General features: G+C 65.4%; 13 protein-coding genes. 11 read left to right on the top strand and 2 right to left on the bottom strand.

Annotated elements, in window-relative coordinates; all coding sequences use genetic code 11:
* Nucleotides 1–142: 142 nt before the first annotated feature.
* Together IRZ77_RS25145 and IRZ77_RS25150 are read right to left on the bottom strand one after the other, a co-directional pair.
* Nucleotides 143–454 (bottom strand): hypothetical protein, encoded by a 312-nt coding sequence (locus IRZ77_RS25145; RefSeq protein ID WP_046615611.1) that lies wholly within the window; start codon nt 452–454, stop codon nt 143–145.
* A gap of 200 nt (nt 455–654) precedes the next feature.
* Nucleotides 655–2,766 carry a TonB-dependent receptor family protein gene (locus IRZ77_RS25150; RefSeq protein ID WP_196174582.1) on the bottom strand — a complete coding sequence of 704 codons (2,112 nt, stop codon included), beginning with the start codon at nt 2,764–2,766 and terminating at the stop codon, nt 655–657.
* 503 nt (nt 2,767–3,269) lie between these two features.
* On the opposite strand from IRZ77_RS25150, the gene IRZ77_RS25155 reads away from it, so the two are divergent.
* The 11 genes from IRZ77_RS25155 to IRZ77_RS25205 all read left to right on the top strand — a co-directional run bounded on the left by IRZ77_RS25155 (nt 3,270) and on the right by IRZ77_RS25205 (nt 17,779).
* A complete protein-coding gene (locus IRZ77_RS25155; RefSeq protein ID WP_408003951.1) occupies nt 3,270–4,952 on the top strand; it encodes an ABC transporter substrate-binding protein in 1,683 nt (560 codons plus the stop codon).
* Nucleotides 4,949–5,881 carry an ABC transporter permease gene (locus IRZ77_RS25160; protein ID WP_196174584.1) on the top strand — a complete coding sequence of 311 codons (933 nt, stop codon included), beginning with the start codon at nt 4,949–4,951 and terminating at the stop codon, nt 5,879–5,881. The genes IRZ77_RS25155 and IRZ77_RS25160 overlap by 4 nt, the downstream gene beginning before the upstream one ends.
* Before the next feature lie 21 nt (nt 5,882–5,902).
* The gene (locus tag IRZ77_RS25165; protein ID WP_085599476.1) at nt 5,903–7,147 is read left to right on the top strand and encodes an acyl-CoA dehydrogenase family protein; all 1,245 of its coding nucleotides are present in this window, start codon (nt 5,903–5,905) and stop codon (nt 7,145–7,147) included.
* Between the two features lie 14 nt (nt 7,148–7,161).
* Nucleotides 7,162–8,511: an LLM class flavin-dependent oxidoreductase gene (locus IRZ77_RS25170; protein ID WP_196174585.1), complete on the top strand. Its 1,350-nt coding sequence runs from the start codon at nt 7,162–7,164 to the stop codon at nt 8,509–8,511.
* A gap of 45 nt (nt 8,512–8,556) precedes the next feature.
* Entirely contained in the window at nt 8,557–9,612 is a 1,056-nt protein-coding gene (locus tag IRZ77_RS25175; protein ID WP_085599472.1) for an NADP(H)-dependent aldo-keto reductase, read from the top strand.
* 140 nt (nt 9,613–9,752) lie between these two features.
* Nucleotides 9,753–10,601 (top strand): ABC transporter permease, encoded by an 849-nt coding sequence (locus IRZ77_RS25180; RefSeq protein WP_085599470.1) that lies wholly within the window; start codon nt 9,753–9,755, stop codon nt 10,599–10,601.
* Entirely contained in the window at nt 10,598–12,247 is a 1,650-nt protein-coding gene (locus IRZ77_RS25185) for a dipeptide ABC transporter ATP-binding protein (RefSeq protein WP_085599468.1), read from the top strand. Before IRZ77_RS25180 ends, IRZ77_RS25185 begins: the two co-directional genes overlap by 4 nt.
* A 387-nt stretch (nt 12,248–12,634) precedes the next feature.
* Nucleotides 12,635–14,227, top strand: a complete 1,593-nt coding sequence (locus IRZ77_RS25190) for an ABC transporter substrate-binding protein (RefSeq protein ID WP_230385066.1) — start codon at nt 12,635–12,637, stop codon at nt 14,225–14,227.
* The gene (locus IRZ77_RS25195) at nt 14,224–15,210 is read left to right on the top strand and encodes an ABC transporter permease (RefSeq protein ID WP_085705671.1); all 987 of its coding nucleotides are present in this window, start codon (nt 14,224–14,226) and stop codon (nt 15,208–15,210) included. The genes IRZ77_RS25190 and IRZ77_RS25195 overlap by 4 nt, the downstream gene beginning before the upstream one ends.
* Entirely contained in the window at nt 15,207–16,070 is an 864-nt protein-coding gene (locus IRZ77_RS25200) for an ABC transporter permease (RefSeq protein ID WP_196174586.1), read from the top strand. The genes IRZ77_RS25195 and IRZ77_RS25200 overlap by 4 nt, the downstream gene beginning before the upstream one ends.
* The gene (locus tag IRZ77_RS25205; protein ID WP_108480828.1) at nt 16,067–17,779 is read left to right on the top strand and encodes a dipeptide ABC transporter ATP-binding protein; all 1,713 of its coding nucleotides are present in this window, start codon (nt 16,067–16,069) and stop codon (nt 17,777–17,779) included. Before IRZ77_RS25200 ends, IRZ77_RS25205 begins: the two co-directional genes overlap by 4 nt.
* Nucleotides 17,780–17,898: the final 119 nt, after the last annotated feature.

A 17,898-nucleotide genomic window follows, 5' to 3' on the forward strand; every position in this document is an offset into this window, starting at 1 on the left:
TTTTAAAAAAAAAAAAACCCCCCTCCTACAAAATATTTTCTTCAGTTATATTTGCCCCCCCCCCGCTTCGTCTTTCAGGCCTATTATCCTGCTCGGCAAAGCCGGTTCCCGCAGGGCGGAACCTGGTGATGGCACATTCACATCATTGGCGATCTTCCGACAATTTATCCAGCAATGCAACCAAGCGTCGCCGCAGTAGCCCCAGTTCGCGGGATTTGAAGGCGTGTCGGGTCTGTTCGAGCACCTCGGTGGCATCCAGCAAAGCAGCCTGTACCTGCCCGGCCGAGCCCAACTGAGCTTCGCCGAGCCAGCGGCAAAGCGGGACGGCGCTGCAATTGCCAGGTGTACTCAGCACCTCACAATCGGGTGCTATAGGCGCCAACAGCTGGCGCAGTTGATCGGCCAGTTCAAGATTGTTGCAGATAATTCTGGTTGCCTGGTTGGACTCGCTCATCAAACTGCATTCCCATATGTTTGGTGTGCTGTTTACAACACCGCCCATGGTGTTTGATTGATTCAGGTCAGTGCTGAAACCTTTCCACTTGCCCTGTGAGGCCTTTCAGTGCGAACAGCGCTCCTTGAAACCGAGCGCCGTCGGGCGGCGCTCTATTTCGGAAGCGTAATGGACGTGCCATCAAACACATCGCTGCATGGTCAGTACCTGAACTCGACCCCCACGTAAGCGCCAATCCGATCCCCTGGCCAGAACGACGCAGTATCCTGCCCGCGCGCGTTGTACACCGGCGTCACCGCCGTCACGTACGCCTTGTTCGCCAGGTTCTTCAGGTCCAGCGACACCTTCCAGTTGCCCTTCGGCGCCTCATACCCCAGGTTTGCCCCCCAGATGGTGTACGACGGCGCATACAGGGTATTGGCATAGTCCACTGCCGTGCGCGAGGCCGACTGCACGTTGACGCCGGTGTACCAGCCGCTGTGGTCCTGATACTGCAGCTCGCCCTGGTAGATGTGCTTGGGCACGCCCGGCAACTGGTTGTCGCCGAAGGTGTCGTCATGCCGGTAGTAGAAGTCGTTGTAGGTGTACACCTGGCGCCAGCGTACCAGGTCGCCCTGAGAGTTTTCCCAGAGTCGGGTGTTCAGGCCGGCCTCGACACCTTGGTGGATGGTCGGTGAGGCGTTGAAGGCGCCGGTGACCGCTGCCGACGATGACGTGGCGGGGATGATCTGCACATTCAGCAACTCGTCGTGGATCCACGAGCGGTACAGCGCCAGGCTGCCATCGAAGATGCCGTGCGAGCCCTTGATTCCGACCTCGAAGGTGTTGGCCTTCTGCTCCACCAATGGGCGGATGTAAGGCAGGGTCGGCCCGGAGCCAGAGTATTCCCAGGAAGCAGGCGGGTCGATGCTGCGGCTGAAGTTGGTGAATACCTGCAGGTTCGGGCTGAACTCGTAGCGCAGGCCGATGCGCGGGGCGACGCTCCAGTTATCGTAGTCCACGAGCTGCGGGAAGTTGGTGGTGTTGGGGTTCACCGCGTGGTCGATGTTGATCTTGCGCCGCATGTTGATGAACGACACGCCGCTGGTGAGCCAGAGGTTGTCGACCAGGTTGATATCGTTGCCCAGGGCGATCACCCGGTCGAACGAATCCTTGTAGTTGACCTGCTTGAGCGACACCTTGTCGTCGTTGGCCGAGTTCACCCCGCCTCGCAGGTGCTGGGTGGAGGTGAAGGCGATGCTGCTGCGGCTTTCGTGGCCGAACAGGTAGTCGACCCGGTCGTAGCCCAGCAGCAGGCCGAGGTCGTGCCAGTCCCAGTAACTGGGATTGCTCGGGCTGCGCGGGCTGTTGGTATGACGATAGTCGTGATACGACAGGCCGAAGGTCAGCCGTGCATCGTCGTCAAAGGTATAAGTGGTCTTGCTGCCCACCCAGATGCTGCCCGGGCGGCGCGCACCGGCACCGCTGCTTTCGGCGGTGGCGCTGGCGCGGCGCGGGTGGTGCAGTGCGGCGTCGAGGGTGGTGGCGCTGGGGTCGTTGTGGGTTTCGTCGCGGTAGCGCAGCAGCAGGCGGGTTTCCAGCTTGGGACTGAAGCGGTAGCCGGCATTGGCGACGATGCCCGAGCTCTTCGACAGGCTGTAGTCGCGAAAACCTTCGTTGCGGTAGTTGTCGGCCTGCAGGTAGTAGTCCAGGTCGCCCTCGACCCCACCGTAGCTGATGCTCTGCTTCTGGTAGTGGTAGCTGCCGGCTTCGGCGCGCACGCGCAGGCCGGGGGCACTGTAGCCGCTGTGGTTGACGAAGTTGACCGCGCCGCCGAGGGTCAGCGCGCCATACTGGAAGGCGTTGGCGCCGCGCAGGATCTCGGTGTAGTTCACGCCGCTGGCGTTGAGGAATTCGTAGGGTGTGCCGCCAGGGCCGGTCAGCGGCAGGCCGTCGAACAGGAACTTGATGCCTTCACGGAAATAGCCGGGCGAGGTATTGGCACCGGAGCCGCGGATCGAGATCTTCGCCGCGTCGTTGCCGCCGGTGGACTGCACGAATACCCCGGGCTGGTAGCCGAGGGTGTCCTGCAGTGTGGCAGTGCGGCCTTTGGCGACCTCTTCGCTGTCGACCACGCTGGTGCCGCCGGGCACCTCGGCCAGGGCGCTGGCGGCCTGTTGCACTTCGGATTGCTTGGCGGCCTGCACGGTCACCGTGCCCAGGGTTTGCTCAGCGGCCAGTACCGTGACCGGGGCCAGCAGGGCCGTGGCCGCGGTGGCCAGGGCGGCGTGGCGGATGGCCAGGCGCAGTGGATGGGGTTGAATCGCACGCATTGTTGAATTCCTTGCAAGTCATCGTAGGTCCTCGGCGTTCTATGGGAATAGTCAGGCCTGTCAGAATGGGTGAGAGCAGTTTCTGTGCCAGTTGGCGAAAGGCCGGAAGTTTGGGGATATGGGCAAAGTTTTAGTGTGAAGTGCTGAATAAAACAGCAAATTTTGTTGCGCCCATGTTGTTTGTGGAACAGTGCAGGTTATATCCAAATATCCGAATGCTATGGCGCAACCTTTGGGAGCGGCTTTAGCCGCGAACACCGGCGCAGCCGTTGCCATGCAACGCGTTGGATTCTTCGCGGCCAAAGCCGCTCCCCCAGGGTTGGATGTTGTCAGCGCAACAGGGATGGAACAGTTTGTATGCTTAATGCGTCAGGCGGTTTTGACTGACCTCAATGAATGCGCAGTGTGAGCGCTGGCACGACAACTGCAATAGCCCTTTATGTAGCCGTCTATATAAAGGGCCCGTTGTGCAGCCGAGTTCCCGATTATTCAATACATGCCTGGTGGCCAGTGCGCTGTTAGTTGCCGCCTGCTCACCCGCCACGTTCGCGCAGAGCCAGGCGCTGCTAAAGGGCGAAGCGCTCAGCGAAGTGAACGGCGTGATGCGCTACCCAGCCAGCGACTTCGTCGAGCAGCAGCCCGGCAGGCGCGGTGGCACCCTGCGCGTGTCGGCGGCGAGCGACGCTGGCAGCTTCGATATACACGCGCTGTCCAACGGCAACATGCAGTGGATGGGCCGTATCCTGTTCGACTGCCTGGTGTACCAGGCCGAGGACGGCACCCTCACGCCGTGGCTGGCAAAAAGCTGGGACATCAGCGCCGACGGCCTGACCTACACCTTCCACCTGCGTGACGACGTCACTTTCAGCGATGGCGAGCGCTTCAACGCCGAGGCGGTGCGGGTCAACCTCGAACACATGCGTGACCCCGCGACCAAGTCGCCACTGGCCGCCGCCTATATCGCGCCGTACCTGCAGGGGCGGGTGGTGGACGAGTACACATTCGAGGCGACCCTGCGTGCGCCCTATGCGCCGTTTCTCGATGTGCTGTCGCAGGCCTGGCTGGGGATGATCTCGCCACGGCAGATCCTCGAGGCGCCGAAGACCATCGCCAGCCAGCCCATCGGCACCGGGCCTTTCGTGCTGACCGGCTGGGTGCGTGATCAGCGTGCCAGCTTTGGCCGCCGCCCGGGGTACGACTGGGCACCGCCGGCGATCAACCACCAGGGTGAGGCCTATCTGGACGGCATCGAACTGAGCTACGTGCCCGAAGCGATGATCCGCTACACCTCGCTGGAAGCTGCCGACAACGACATGGCCCTGGACGCACCGGCGCAGAATGCCGCGGCGATCCGTGCCAACCCGCAGCTGACCCTGCGCAACCGCATTCGCAAGGGCAACCCGTCGCGCAGCATCACCTTCAATGTCGACCGCGCGCCGTTCGATGACGTGCGGGTGCGCCAGGCCGTTGCCAAGGCCATCGACCGTGATGGCCTGGCGTGGATCTCCGGCTTCGGCGAGTACCTGGCCAAGGGGGATTTCCTCGCCGTGAATACCCCCGATTATGACCCGGTGGCCCGCGAGGCCCTGGCCTTCGACCCGGTCGAAGCAGGGCGCTTGCTCGACGCCGCCGGCTGGACCGGGCGTGACGGCGAAGGCTATCGCAGCCGTGATGGTCGGCGCCTCGGGGCGACCTTGCTGACCTATGACAACCCGGCGTTTCCGGCCAATGTCCCGGTGGCTGCCCAGGCAGACCTGCGCAAGGTCGGCTTCGACCTGCGCATCGAGCTGCTGCCGCTCAGCAAGGTCATGGAGCTGCGTTACCTCGGCAACTTCGACGCCATCGGCGGCGGCTACTGGCACACCAACACGGCCGATGGCCTGTACATCCTCTATCACAGCCAATCGATCCCCAGCACACGAATGATCGGCCAGAACGTCGGCCACTTCCGTGATGCCACCCTCGACCAGTTGCTCGCTGCCGCCCGGCGCAGCACCGACCCGACGCAACGCCGCGAGCTGTATCGCCAGGCCCAGCAACGCCTGGGCGAGACCGTGCCGGCTGTGCCCTCGGTAGAAAGCCAGATGCTGCTGGCCTACCGCAACACGGTCGGCGGCGTGCTGTTCGATGGTTCGCATAACGTTCCCCTGTTCACCAGCGTGTGGCTGGCAAAGGAGCAACCATGAAACTGCTGGCGATCCTGCTACGCCGCCTGCGTGACGGTGTGATCGTGCTATGGGCGGCGGCCAGCCTGACCTTCCTCGGCATGCAGCACAGCGGTGGCGACACTGCCCTGGCGATCCTCGGCGGCCCGGATGCCATGCCGAGCGAAGCGCTGCTGGCGCAGGTGCGCGCCGAGTACGGCCTCGATCAACCGCTGTGGGTGCAATACGGCCACTACCTGGCGCGCCTGGCCAAGGGTGACCTGGGCGAGTCGTACCGGTTGCGCATACCGGTCGGCCAGGCGATCGGCGAGCAGGCTGCCGCGACCCTGGCGCTGGCCAGCAGCGCAGCGGTGCTGGCGGTGCTGCTGGCGGTGGCTTCGGCGCTGCTCACCGCCAACCGCGGGCGGCGTTTGCGGGCGGTGGTGTCGGGCATCGAGCTGCTGTTGTCTTCGGCCCCCAACTTCGTGATCGGCACGGTGCTGCTGCTGGCCTTCGCGTTCCATTTCCATTGGCTACCGCCGTCCGGGTCCAGCGGTTGGCGCTCGCTGGTGCTCCCGAGCCTGGCCCTGGCGCTGCCGATCGCAGCGGTGCTTGCCCAGGTGTTGCGCCAGTCGCTGGAGCAGGTGCTGGAACAATCCTTCATCACCCAGGCCCGCGCACGTGGCATGGGGGATATCGCTGTACGCCTGCGCCACGCCCTGCGCCATGCCCTGGTGCCGCTGGTGACCCTGGCCGGCTACGTGTTCGCCAGCCTGCTCGGCGGCGCCGTGGTGCTGGAACTGCTGTTCGGCCGCCAAGGCATTGGCCGTTTGATGCTCGACGCTACCGCCAGCAAGGACGTGCCACTGGTGCTTGGCGTAACCCTGCTGGCGGCAGCGATCTACGTACTGGTCAACCTGCTGGTGGACCTGGCGACCCAGGCCATCGACCCGCGTACCGCACGCGTCTGAATTCACGAGAAAGGAACCATCATGAGCCAAACCACGATTACCGATGCCGAACTGGATGCGCGTTTTGCGCCGATCTACGCGCGTATTGCCGAAGGCGCGGTAGCCCGCGAGCAGCAGCGCACCCTGGCCCATGAGCCAGTGGCCTGGTTGCGCGAGGCCCGCTTCGGCGCCCTGCGCGTGCCACGCAGCCACGGCGGCTCAGGCGCAACCTTGCCACAGTTGCTGCGCCAGCTGGTGCGTCTGGGGCAAGCCGACTCCAACCTGCCGCAGATCTTCCGTGCCCACTTCGGTTTCGTCGAAGGGCGGCTGTCGTCAGGCGATGCTGCCTCCCAGGACTACTGGTTCGCCCGCGTGGTTGCCGGTGAACTGTGGGGCGCGGCCATGGCCGAGCGCACCGACAGCACCGGCAATACCGTGCAGTTGCGCGAAGACGAAGGTGGTTTCCGCCTGGACGGCGAAAAGTACTACTGCACCGGCACGTTGTACGCCGATTGGGTGGCGGCAGTGGCCAACCATGGCGACGACTTTGTCAGCCTCGTGGTACCGACCGGTGCGCCGGGCGTGGAGCGGGTCGACGACTGGGACGGTTTCGGCCAGCGGCTGACTGGCAGTGGTACCACCCGTTTCACCCGGGTCAGGGTGCAGCCACAGCATTTGCTGCGCCGTTTCGCCAAGGGCGAATTGCGTGCCGAGTCGTACCTCACCGCGTTCTACCAGGCGGTGCATCTGGCCACCCTGGCGGGTATCGGCCAGGCGGTACTGGCCGATGCGGTAGCGTTCGTCCAGGGCCGCACCCGTGCCTTCGGTGTGCCGGGGCAGTCGCAGCCGGCTGCAGATCCGCGAGTGCAGGCGGTGATCGGTCGCCTGTCGAGCCTGGCCTTCGCCGCCAATGCGCAAGTCACCGCCGTGGGCAAGAGCCTGCAGGCAGTGTACGAAGCCGGCCAGCAAGGGGAGGTAGCCGAGCAGCTTTACACCGACGCCGAGATCCATGCCTTCCAGGCGCAGCAGATCGTCCTGCCGCAAGTGCTGGAAGCAAGCACCTTGCTGTTCGAAGTCGGCGGCGCATCGGCTACCAGCAATGCCCGGCGCCTCGACCGCCACTGGCGCAATGCACGCACGCTGGCTTCGCACAACCCGGCGATCTACCGCGAGCAGGCGTTGGGCAACTACTACCTCAATGGCATCAGCCCGGCCCAGGCCTGGCGTGCCCTTCATGCCAGTGCCAGCGAAGGGCAGGGCAGCGGCGACGAAGCCAGTGCAGTCTGATCAGGAGAACCGGCATGACCACGAAACAGATGAGCCTGGGCATGAACATCCTCGGCTTCGGCTCGCATTCCGGCGCCTGGCGCCAGGGTGAGGCGGCAATCGACGCCTATATCGACGTCAACTATTACCGCGATATCGCGCGTATTTCCGAGCGCGGTTGCCTGGATGCGATCTTCCTTGCCGATGGCCCGGCGTTGCCGCCGGATGTGTCCGCCCAGCCAGGCGGGCGCCTGGAGCCGACCGTGCTGCTTACCGCAGTGGCGGCCGCCACCGAGCGCATCGGCGTGATCGCGACCTGCTCCAGCACTTACAACGAACCTTTCAACCTGGCCCGGCGAATTGCCTCGCTGGACCACATCAGCGGCGGTCGCGCAGCCTGGAATGTGGTGACCAATGCCGGTGACGCGGCAGCACAGAACTTCGGCCTGGCTGGTGCGCCATTGCATGTGGACCGCTACGGGCGGGCCGAGGAGTTCGTCGACGTGACCCTGAAGCTTTGGGACAGCTGGGAGGATGACGCGATCATCGGTGACCGCAGCACCGGCCGTTTTGCCGACCCGGGCAAGGTCCACACCCTGGATTTCAAGGGCAAGCACTTTCAGGTCAAGGGGCCGCTGAACCTGCCGCGTTCGCCGCAGGGCAGGCCGGTACTGGTGCAGGCCGGCTCTTCCGAAGGTGGCAAGGCACTGGGTTCGCGCTATGCCGATGCGATCTTCACCACCCAGACCACCCTGGCCGACGGGCAGGCGTTCTATCGGGAGATGAAGGCACGGGCCAAAGCCTGGGGGCGTGACCCGCAGCACCTGAAGATCATGCCTGGGCTGTCGACCGTGATTGGCAGCACCGAGGCCGAGGCCCATGCACGTTTCGATGAGCTCAATGCCTGGCATGGAGAGCACGGCCTGTTGCAGCAGGTCGCGGGGCGTATCGGCATCGATGCCAGCGAGCTGGATCCGGATGCGCCATTGCCCTGGGCGCGGATTGGCGCGGTGGCAGATTTCGAGCGCGGGTCGCATGGTTTTCTGGAGGCCCAGTTGAACCTGGCGCGCAGCGAGAACCTGACCATTCGCCAGCTGTCCCGGCGGATTCTGGTCGGGCACCGGTTGGCCGTCGGTACCCCGGAACAGGTTGCCGATACCTTGGCCGAGTGGTTCCTGGCAGGGGCGGGGGATGGTTTCAACATCATGCCCGACATGTTCCCGTCGGGTGCTCGGGTGTTCGTCGAAGAGGTGGTACCGCTGCTGCAGAAGCGTGGGTTGTTCCGCACCGAATACACCGGCACCACCCTGCGTGAGCACCTGGGGTTGCCCAAAGCAGTGAACCAGTTTGCACAAGCCCGACGCGAGACCGCACGGGCTGTCTGAGGGCTGCCGCCCAGACATCAACGCATCATCCAAGGACTCGATACCATGCGCTACCGCCCACTCGGCCACACCAACCTGCAAGTCAGCCTGCTCAGCCTCGGCACCATGACCTGGGGGCACCAGAACAGCGAACAGGATGCTCACCAGCAACTGGACGCTGCCCTTGCTGCAGGCATCAACTTCATCGACACCGCCGAGATGTACCCCACACCTACCCGCGCTGAAACCTGGACCACCACCGAGCGCTACATCGGCACCTGGCTGGCGGCCCGCGGCAACCGCGACAAGGTCCTGCTGGCCAGCAAGATCGCCGGCCCGGCCCGCGACCCCGGTGGCCAGGTGCACATTCGCGATGGCTTGTCGCACCACGACCGCAAGAACATCGTCGCGGCCCTGGAGGGCAGCCTGCGCCGCCTGCAAACCGACTACCTGGACCTCTACCAACTGCACTGGCCCGACCGCACCAGCAACTTCTTCGGCATCCGTGAATACCCCTACGTCGACGACCATCCGCAGACGGCAGCCATCGAAGAAACCCTTGCGGTACTGGACGAACAGGTCAAGGCCGGCAAGGTGCGCAATATCGGTGTCTCCAACGAAACACCGTGGGGCGTGGCGCAGTTTCTGCGGCACAGCGAGGACAAGGGCCTGGCGCGGATTGCCAGCATCCAGAACCCGTACAGCCTGCTCAATCGCCTGTATGAAAACGGCCTGTCGGAGTTCAGCCATCGTGAAGGGGTGAGCCTGCTGGCCTATTCGCCGCTGGCGTTCGGAGCGTTGACCGGCAAGTACCTGAACGGGGCGCGGCCGGAGGGTTCGCGATTGTCGTCGGTGTATCGCACGTTCAATCGCTACGGCAGCGAGGAGGCCAACAACGCGATTGCCAGCTACGTGCGGATTGCGCGGGAGCATGGGCTGACACCGGCGCAACTGGCCCTGGCTTTCGTCATACGCCAGCCGTTCGTGGCCAGTGCGATTACCGGGCAGACCAACTTGCTGCAGCTGCAGGAAAACCTGAGTGCGCTGGATGTGCAACTGAGCGACGAAGTACTGGCCGAGATCCAGGCCGTGCACCGCCGTATTCCCAACCCGGCGCCGTAGCCCACATGGCAAGGGCTTCGCCCTTGTTCGCGGCTGAAGCCGCTCCCACAGGGGCCGCACGGATTCAGCCTTTGCGGCGATCCTGTGGGAGCGGGTTTACCCGCGAAAAGGCCAGTACAGGCGACACAAGAAGGACAGACATGAACGCGATCGTATCCATACCAAACACAGTGATCAGCGGGTGGCAGGTTCGCCCTGGCCTGGCGCTGGCCTGGATCACATTGGGCCTGATACTGCTGGCAGTCACCTTCCCCAACTGGCTCTCGCCAACCGACCCGTTGGCCGCCGACGCCCGTCTGGCGTACTACCCGCCAAGCCCCGGCTTTTGGCTGGGCACTGACGAGAACGGCCGCGACGTCCTCAGCCGCCTGATCCATGGCGCCCGCCCATCGCTCTTCATCGGCCTGGCCGCCACCCTGGTCGGGCTCGGCCTGGGCACGCTGCTCGGCTTGCTCGCCGGCCTGGCTCCAGCCTGGCTGGACAACCTGCTGATGCGCGCCGTCGATGTGCTGCTGGCCTTCCCGGACCTGCTACTGGCGCTGGTCATCATCACCCTGTTCGGCCAAGGCACCAGCAACCTGATCTTTGCCGTCGGCATCGCCTCGGTGCCGCGCTATGCGCGCCTGGTACGCGCCCAGACCCTGACCATCCGGCGTGCCAGCTTCGTCGAAGCAGCGGTCACGCTGGGCCGCAGGCCCCTGGCAGTGGTGTGCTGGCATGTGCTGCCCAACGCAGTCCAACCCGTGCTGATCCTGGCCTGCATCGGCCTGGGTGGCGCCATCACCGCTGCTGCCGCACTGAGCTTCCTCGGCTTCGGTGCACCACCTCCCGCGCCAGAGTGGGGCGCGATGATGGCAGTGGCGCGCAACTTCATGGCCAACGCGCCCTGGCTGATGGCCTGGCCTGCGCTGGCGATCACCCTGACCGTCATTTCCATCACCGTCATCGGCCGAGACTGGCTGCGCCGTAGCGAGGGCAGACGCGCATGAGCATTTTCGAGAAGAACCAGGCACCACTGGTGGACATCCGCGGCCTGCATGTGAGCTTCAATGGTGTGCCAGTGGTGCACGGTGTCGACCTGCAGTTGCGCGCAGGCCAGTGCCTGGCACTGGTGGGCGAATCGGGCTCGGGCAAGAGTGTCACGGCGCGTACCTTGGTCGGCCTGACCGGGACCGGTGCCCATGTGCAGGCGCAGCGCCTGGCCTTTGCCGGGCAGGACCTGCGCCAGTTCGATGAGCGCGCGTGGCAGCGCTTGCGGGGCGAGCACATCGGCTTTGTCATGCAAGATGCGCTGGGTTCGCTCGACCCGCTGCGTCGCGTGGGGGCAGAGATCGAAGAGCCATTGCTGTTGCACACCAACCTGGCCGCGGAGCAGCGCCGTCTGCGGGTACTTGAGCTATTGCGCCAGGTCGGGGTGCCTGAGCCCGAAGTCCGTGCCCGGCAATACCCGTGGCAGCTCTCCGGAGGCCTCAGGCAGCGCGCCCTGATCGCCTCGGCCATCGCCTGTCAGCCACGCCTGTTGATCGCTGACGAACCCACCACCGCGCTGGACGCCACGGTGCAGGCGCAGATTCTCGACCTGCTTGAGCACCTGCGCGAGCGCGACAACAGCCTGTTGATGGTCAGCCATGACCTGGCCGTGGTCGCGCGCCTGGCCGACTGGGTGGCGGTTATGCGCCATGGGGTGGTGGTGGAGCAGGGCAGTGTCGAACAGATCCTGCAGGACCCGCAGGACCCCTACACCCAGCGCCTGCTGAGCGCGGCTCGGGCGGTACATTTCAAACGTCCGGCGGCGCCGGCCCTGGCGCTGGTGGAGGATGGCGTGGACGAGCAACCCGTGGTGCTGGAGGCGCGTGGCCTGAGCAAGGCCTTTGTCGGGCCGGACGGTCGGCTGCGTCAGGTGCTGGACGGTGTATCGCTGCAATTGCGCGCCGGGCAAACCCTTGGTGTGGTGGGCGAGTCCGGTTCCGGCAAGAGCACGCTGGGGCGCATCCTGCTGGGGCTGGAGCGGCCGGAGCAAGGCAGCCTGCAACTGGCCGGGCAGGATTGGCTTGCGTTGTCTGCTGCGCAGCAGCGCCAGGCACGACAGGGAATCCAGGTGGTGTTCCAGGACCCGCAGGCTTCGTTCGACCCACGCTATACCGTGCTGCGGGTATTGGCCGAGGCGCTGGCGCATGCGGGTGTACCGCGTGCGTTGCAGCGCACCGAGGCGGCGGCTCTGCTGGAGCGTGTGCAGTTGCCGGTGGGGTTGCTCGACCGCCGCCCGCTGGAGTTGTCGGGCGGGCAGCGGCAGCGCATCGCGATTGCCCGGGCGCTGGCCATGAAGCCCAGGGTGCTGGTGCTGGACGAACCGGTTTCGGCGCTGGATGTATCGGTGCAGGCGCGAATCCTGGCATTGCTGGCCGAGCTCAAGGCGGAGTTGAACCTGGCTTGCCTGTTCATCTCCCACGACCTTGGGGTGGTGGAGCAGGTCAGCGACCAGGTATTGGTGATGCAAGGGGGAAGGGTGGTGGAGCAAGGGGCGGCAGCCCAGGTGCTCGGCCAGCCGCGTCAGGCCTATACCCGCGCCTTGCTCGACGCCGTGCCTCATCTTCCGGCGGCGCGGCCAAGCTGGTTTGCTCGGATTGCCGTGTAAACCTGTGCCAGCCCTGACGCGGGCAAGGCCGCTTTTGTTGAACTGCACATAACTCGTTAAATGAGCAGGGACACTGTGGGAGCGGCTTTAGCCGCTCCTGCAGGATCACTACAGGCTTCAAGGCTGTGGGGGCGGGCTGGCCCGCGAAGTGGCAGGAACAGCCAATCGAGAAATCTTAATGATCACAAACAAAACAAAGTTCACTGTCGCCCCACCAACACCCCGCGGACACTTTGCCCCGGCAACAGCACCTCACCCTCGGCAAACTCCAGCAAAATCAATCCCTTGAACCCGGCACAACTCCTGCAACAGGCCTATCGAAGCCCAGTCCCCGCAGGAGCGCCCTTGAACACACCCATCCTCCCCCTGATCCCGCTCTGCACCGCACTGGCCTTGCTCGGCTGCGAAAAAACCGAACAGCACGCCGCGCAAAGCACCACGCCACAGCAGGGCGGCACCCTGGTCTATGCCACCGACCGCGAGCCCACCTGCCTGGACCCCCATGTGGCTGGCGACATGCCGCAGGTTTTCATTGCCCAGCAGTACCTCGATTCGCTGGTGTCGATGGACAGCAACGGCCAGATCGGCCCCTGGCTGGCGACGAGCTGGGAGGTTTCGCCAGATGGCCTGCGCTACACCTTCCACCTGCGCCGCGACGTGCAATTCACCGACGGCACGCCGTTCAATGCCGAAGCGGTCAAGGCCAACCTCGACCACATGGCAAACCCCAAGACCCAATCCAGTACCGCCGGTGGCTACATCCGTCAGTACCGCGGCACCAAGGTGCTCGACGCCTACACGGCCGAAGTCACTCTGGCGACGCCCTATGCGGCTTTCCTCGAAGTGTTGGCCCAGGGCTTTCTCGGCATCCAGTCGCCCACCGCATTGCTACGCAGCCGTGACCAGAACTGCGAAAGCCCGGTCGGCAGCGGGCCGTTCAAGGTGGTGCGCTGGGACCGGCAGAACCAGGTGGAACTGGTGCGCAACCCGGCCTACAACTGGGCGCCACCTACCGCACGGCATCAAGGCCCGGCGTACCTGGAACGCATCGTCTGGAAGTTCATCCAGGAGCCGTCGGTGCGCTTCGCCTCGCTGCAGGCCGGTGAGGTCGATGTGATCGAAGCATTGCCGCCAGAGTCGCACGAAGCAGCACGGCGCAACCCGGACCTGGAACTGATCATCGCCCAGCGCCCGGGCAACCCCACCAATGGCACCTTCAACCTGCGCCGTGCGCCATTCGATGACATCCGTGTACGCGAGGCCTTCGTTCGCAGCGCTGATGTCGAGGGTGCACTGAAGAGTGTGTACTTCGGCGAGTTCCCTCGCGCCGGTGGCCCGCTGAGTTTGGCCACGCCGTTCTACAGCGGTGACTTCGAGCGCAGCCAGGACTACGACCCGGCCCGCGCCGCAAGGCTGCTCGACGAGGCTGGCTGGACCGACCGCGACAGCGAAGGCTACCGCACCAGGAACGGCCAGCGGCTGCGCGCCGTCGTGCTGATCGGTGCGCGCACGCCGCCGTCGGAACTGACGCTGTGGGAGCAGGTACAGGCCACTACCCGGCAGGCTGGCCTGGAGCTGGTGCTGGACCAGATGAGCGATGCCCAGGTCACCGCCCGCCAGGCCGCCTGGGACTATGACATCCGCATCGGCTACTGGAACACCAACACCCCTGACGTGCTGCGCATCATCTTCACCACCGCGTTCGTGCAGCCAGCCGGGGTGGGCGGCTATCACCAGAACTCCTCCGGCTACGCCGACCCGGGCTACGACGCACTGCTCGACAGTGCCCTGGCCACCCAGGACGCAGGCCTGCGGCGCCAGCGCTACTTCCAGGCACAGCAACAGGCCGCCGCGCAGTACCTGCAACTCACCACGTACCCACAAAGCACGCGCCTGGGTATCTACAAGACCGCCCATGGCGTGCGACTGGAGCCTTCGCTGGCGGTGACCTACCTCTATGACGCATGGGTGAACAAATGACTACGACGACACTCGCGGTGACCGACCCGCGCCGCGAACGCCTGGCAGCCCTGGGCCGTCGCGCCGCCATTCGCCTGGCCGGTGGCGTGCTGGTGCTGTGGGCGGTGGCGACCCTGACTTTCTTCGCACTGCGGCTGATGCCGGGTGACCCGGTGCTGGCGATTCTAGGTGGCCCCAGTGGCAACCCGACACCGGAAGCGATTGAAGCCGCGCGCGTGGAGTACGGCCTCGACAAGCCGTTGGCCGTGCAGTACGTGTTCTACCTCGGGCGCCTGCTGCAAGGTGACTTGGGTGTTTCCTACTCGCAGCACCTGCCGGTCACCCGTGTGCTGGCCGAGCAGGGCGGGGCAACCTTGGAGCTGACCATCGCCGCCCTGCTGCTGGCCTGGGTGCTGGTGCTGCTGCTGACAGTGGTCACTGCCGGGCGCGGCAGGCTGGTCGGCGGCATCGCCTCGCTGGCCGAAACCCTGAGCGCGGCGCTGCCGCACTTCTGGCTTGGCGTGGTGCTGCTGGCGGTATTCGCCTTCGGCCTTCGCTGGTTCCCGCCGGCCGGTAGCGACAGCTTCGCCAGCCTGATACTTCCGGCGTTTTCCCTGGCGATTCCGTTGGCAGGTTTCATTGCCCAGGTCACCCGGGAGTCGCTGGAACTGACCCTCGATCAACCCTTCGTCCTCACGGCCCGCACACGTGGCCTCAGCGACCTGGCCGTGCGTTTTCGGCATGCCTTGCGCCATGCCTTGCTGCCAGGTGTGTCGCTGTCGGGCTGGGCCATCGGCGCGCTGATCAGTGGTGCGGTGGTATGCGAGGTGATCTTTTCCCGCAAGGGGGTGGGCCGACAGCTGTACCAGGCGGTGCAGGCCCAGGACCTGCCGCTGGTGATCGGCATCAGCCTGGTAGTGGCGGCCGGCTATGTGCTGGCGAACATTCTGGTCGACCTGCTGTACCAGTGGATCGACCCTCGGCAGCAGGAGGCTGCAGCATGACAGACCTGACCCATGGCCAAGTGCTCGCGCCATTGCGTCGGCAGCGCCAACTGAAACTGCCGCCGCTGGGCCCAAGCCTGGCGATCCTGTTCCTGGTCGCATTGCTTCTGGCCGCGTTGGCGCCGGGGCTGTTCACCCGCATCGACCCATTGGCCATCGTACCGCGGGAGGCTTTCCAGCCGCCCAGCTGGGCGCACTGGCTGGGTACCGACCAGTCAGGCCGCGACATCTTCGCGCGGACTATTCACGGAGCACGCCAGAGCCTGCTGATCGGCCTCGCGGCTACGGCCATTTCCATGGTTATCGCCATCGCCCTCGGCCTGCTCGGTGGCCTTGGCGGCGCACGCGTGGACCGTGCGGTGGGCTGGTTGCTGGAAGTGCTGTTCGCCTTCCCCAGCCTGGTGCTGGCGCTGCTGTTCGTGGCGGTGTTCGGCAGCGGCGTCGGCCCGTTGATCGTCGCCACCGGGCTGGGCGGTGCGCCGGGGTATGCGCGCATGGTCCGTGGTCAGGTGCTGGCGGTACGCAACGCCGGCTATATCGAGGCGGCACGGGCGTTGGGGCACCCGACTTCGCGCATCGTGCTGCGCCAGTTGCTGCCCAACGCCATGCGGCCATTGGTGGTGACGCTGACCATGGGCGTTGGCCAGGCCATCGTCTGGGCCTCGGCGCTGAGCTTCCTCGGCCTGGGCGCGCGGCCGCCGGCGCCGGAGTGGGGGACCATGTTGTCCATGGGGCGTGACTTCATCGCCAATGCCTGGTGGCTCACCTTCTTCCCTGGCCTGTTCATCGTCCTCACCACCCTGGCGACGACGGTGACTGGCCGCTATATCCAACAACGCCTGGAGGGGCGCCTGCCATGAGCGACAAGACCCTGATCGTCGAAGGGCTGAATGTGGCCTTTGATGGCGCCAGCGTGGTTCGTGATCTGTCCTTCACCTTGCCGCCTGGCCGTTGCCTGGCCTTGGTCGGCGAGTCTGGCTCGGGCAAGAGCGTCAGTGCCCGCTGCCTGGTGGGGCTGGCCGGAGGGCGAGCGCAGGTGAGTGCCCGTCGCTTGAGTTTCGGCGACCACGACCTGCTCGACCTCAGCGAGCGCCAGTGGCGCGCCGTGCGTGGCAAGGATATCGGCTTCGTGCTGCAGGACGCGCTGGTATCGCTTGACCCGCTGCGGCCGGTGGGCAAGGAAATTCTCGAAGTGCTGCAGACACACGGATACGGTGACCGCCACACCCGCCCTGCGCGTATGCATGAGTTGCTCGAGCGGGTAGGCGTGCCTGACGTGCAGCTGCGTGCCCGCCAGCGGCCCGGGCAGTTGTCCGGTGGCCTGCGCCAGCGTGCACTGATCGCCAGTGCCCTGGCCCTGGACCCCGCGCTGGTGATCGCCGACGAGCCGACCACCGCGCTGGACGCCACCGTGCAGGCGCAGATTCTCGAAGTGTTCCAGCAGATAAAGGCCCGTGGTGCCTCGCTGCTGATCATCAGCCACGACCTTGCAGTGGTCGCCCAGCTGGCCGATGAGGTGGTGGTGCTGCGCCATGGCGAAGTGGTGGAGCAGGGGCCGATGCAGCAGGTGCTGCGTCAGCCGCGTCACGCCTATACCCAGGCCTTGCTGGCGGCAGTACCGGCCGAGCACCCGCGCGGTAGCCGGCTGTCACCCGAGCGGGTTGGCCTGCGCAGTGAGCCGCGGGCGCGCGCGCGCAGCGACGTGCTGCTCGAAGGCCGTGGCCTGGGCAAGCGCTACCTTGGCCCGGACGGGCTGGTGCGGCAGGTGGTGCAGGGCGTCGACTTCACCCTGCGTGCCGGGCGCACCTTGGGCATTGTCGGCGAATCCGGCTCGGGCAAGACCACGGTGGCACGCATCGCCCTCGGCCTGCTGCAGCCCGATGAGGGCGAAGTGCTCTATCGCAGGCAGCCCTGGAACCGCCCGGCCAACGCCGTGAGCGAGGCAGTGCGCAGGCCATTGCGTCGCGAGATCAGCGTGATCTACCAGGACCCGCTGGGCTCGTTCGACCCGCGCTGGAGCGTGGCGCAGATTCTTGATGACGCCTTGCAGGTGGCCGGTATCGAGGCACCAGCCAGGCCCGCACGTATCGCTGTGCTGCTCAACCAGGTGCGCTTGCCGGCAGAACTCGGCCAGCGCAGACCGTTGCAACTATCGGGCGGCCAGCGCCAGCGGGTGGCAATCGCCCGGGCGATCGCCAGCGAACCCAAGGTGATCATTTGTGATGAGCCGGTGTCGGCCCTGGACGTGTCGGTGCAGGCCCAGGTGCTCGACCTGCTGGCCGACCTGCAGGACGAACTGGGCCTGGCCTACCTGTTCATCTCCCACGACCTGGGGGTGATCCGCCATGTCAGCGACGACGTGCTGGTGATGCGCCACGGTCAGGTGGTGGAGCAGGCACCGGTCGAGCAGTTGTTCGATAACCCGGCCCACGAATACACCCAGCGCTTGCTCGGCGCGGTGCCGCGCCTGCCCGGCAGCGGCGCCGAACTGGTGGTACCGCCGCTGGACCTGGAGCACGAAGCCTTCGACCTGTTCGACGAAACCCGCCTGTGGAAGATCGCGATTTGAACTGAGACGCCAAGCCCTGCACCGACCCCTGTGGGAGCCGCGCTTGCCGGCGATGGGCCGCGAAGCGGCTCCACGATTTCAAGGCTGTTGCATGAATCGCCGGGGCCGCTTCGCGGCCC

This window comes from Pseudomonas pudica (assembly GCF_015680405.1).
Classification (GTDB): domain Bacteria; phylum Pseudomonadota; class Gammaproteobacteria; order Pseudomonadales; family Pseudomonadaceae; genus Aquipseudomonas; species Aquipseudomonas pudica.

Bases quoted from the DNA above. Each gene is read 5' to 3' on its own strand.
- IRZ77_RS25175 (WP_085599472.1), top strand. From the start codon at position 8,557: ATGCGCTACCGCCCACTCGGCCACACCAACCTGCAAGTCAGCCTGCTC.
- IRZ77_RS25145 (WP_046615611.1), bottom strand. From the start codon at position 454: ATGAGCGAGTCCAACCAGGCAACCAGAATTATCTGCAACAATCTTGAA.
- IRZ77_RS25200 (WP_196174586.1), top strand. From the start codon at position 15,207: ATGACAGACCTGACCCATGGCCAAGTGCTCGCGCCATTGCGTCGGCAG.
- IRZ77_RS25160 (WP_196174584.1), top strand. From the start codon at position 4,949: ATGAAACTGCTGGCGATCCTGCTACGCCGCCTGCGTGACGGTGTGATC.
- IRZ77_RS25185 (WP_085599468.1), top strand. From the start codon at position 10,598: ATGAGCATTTTCGAGAAGAACCAGGCACCACTGGTGGACATCCGCGGC.
- IRZ77_RS25165 (WP_085599476.1), top strand. From the start codon at position 5,903: ATGAGCCAAACCACGATTACCGATGCCGAACTGGATGCGCGTTTTGCG.
- IRZ77_RS25150 (WP_196174582.1), bottom strand. From the start codon at position 2,766: ATGCGTGCGATTCAACCCCATCCACTGCGCCTGGCCATCCGCCACGCC.
- IRZ77_RS25180 (WP_085599470.1), top strand. From the start codon at position 9,753: ATGAACGCGATCGTATCCATACCAAACACAGTGATCAGCGGGTGGCAG.
- IRZ77_RS25205 (WP_108480828.1), top strand. From the start codon at position 16,067: ATGAGCGACAAGACCCTGATCGTCGAAGGGCTGAATGTGGCCTTTGAT.
- IRZ77_RS25195 (WP_085705671.1), top strand. From the start codon at position 14,224: ATGACTACGACGACACTCGCGGTGACCGACCCGCGCCGCGAACGCCTG.
- IRZ77_RS25170 (WP_196174585.1), top strand. From the start codon at position 7,162: ATGACCACGAAACAGATGAGCCTGGGCATGAACATCCTCGGCTTCGGC.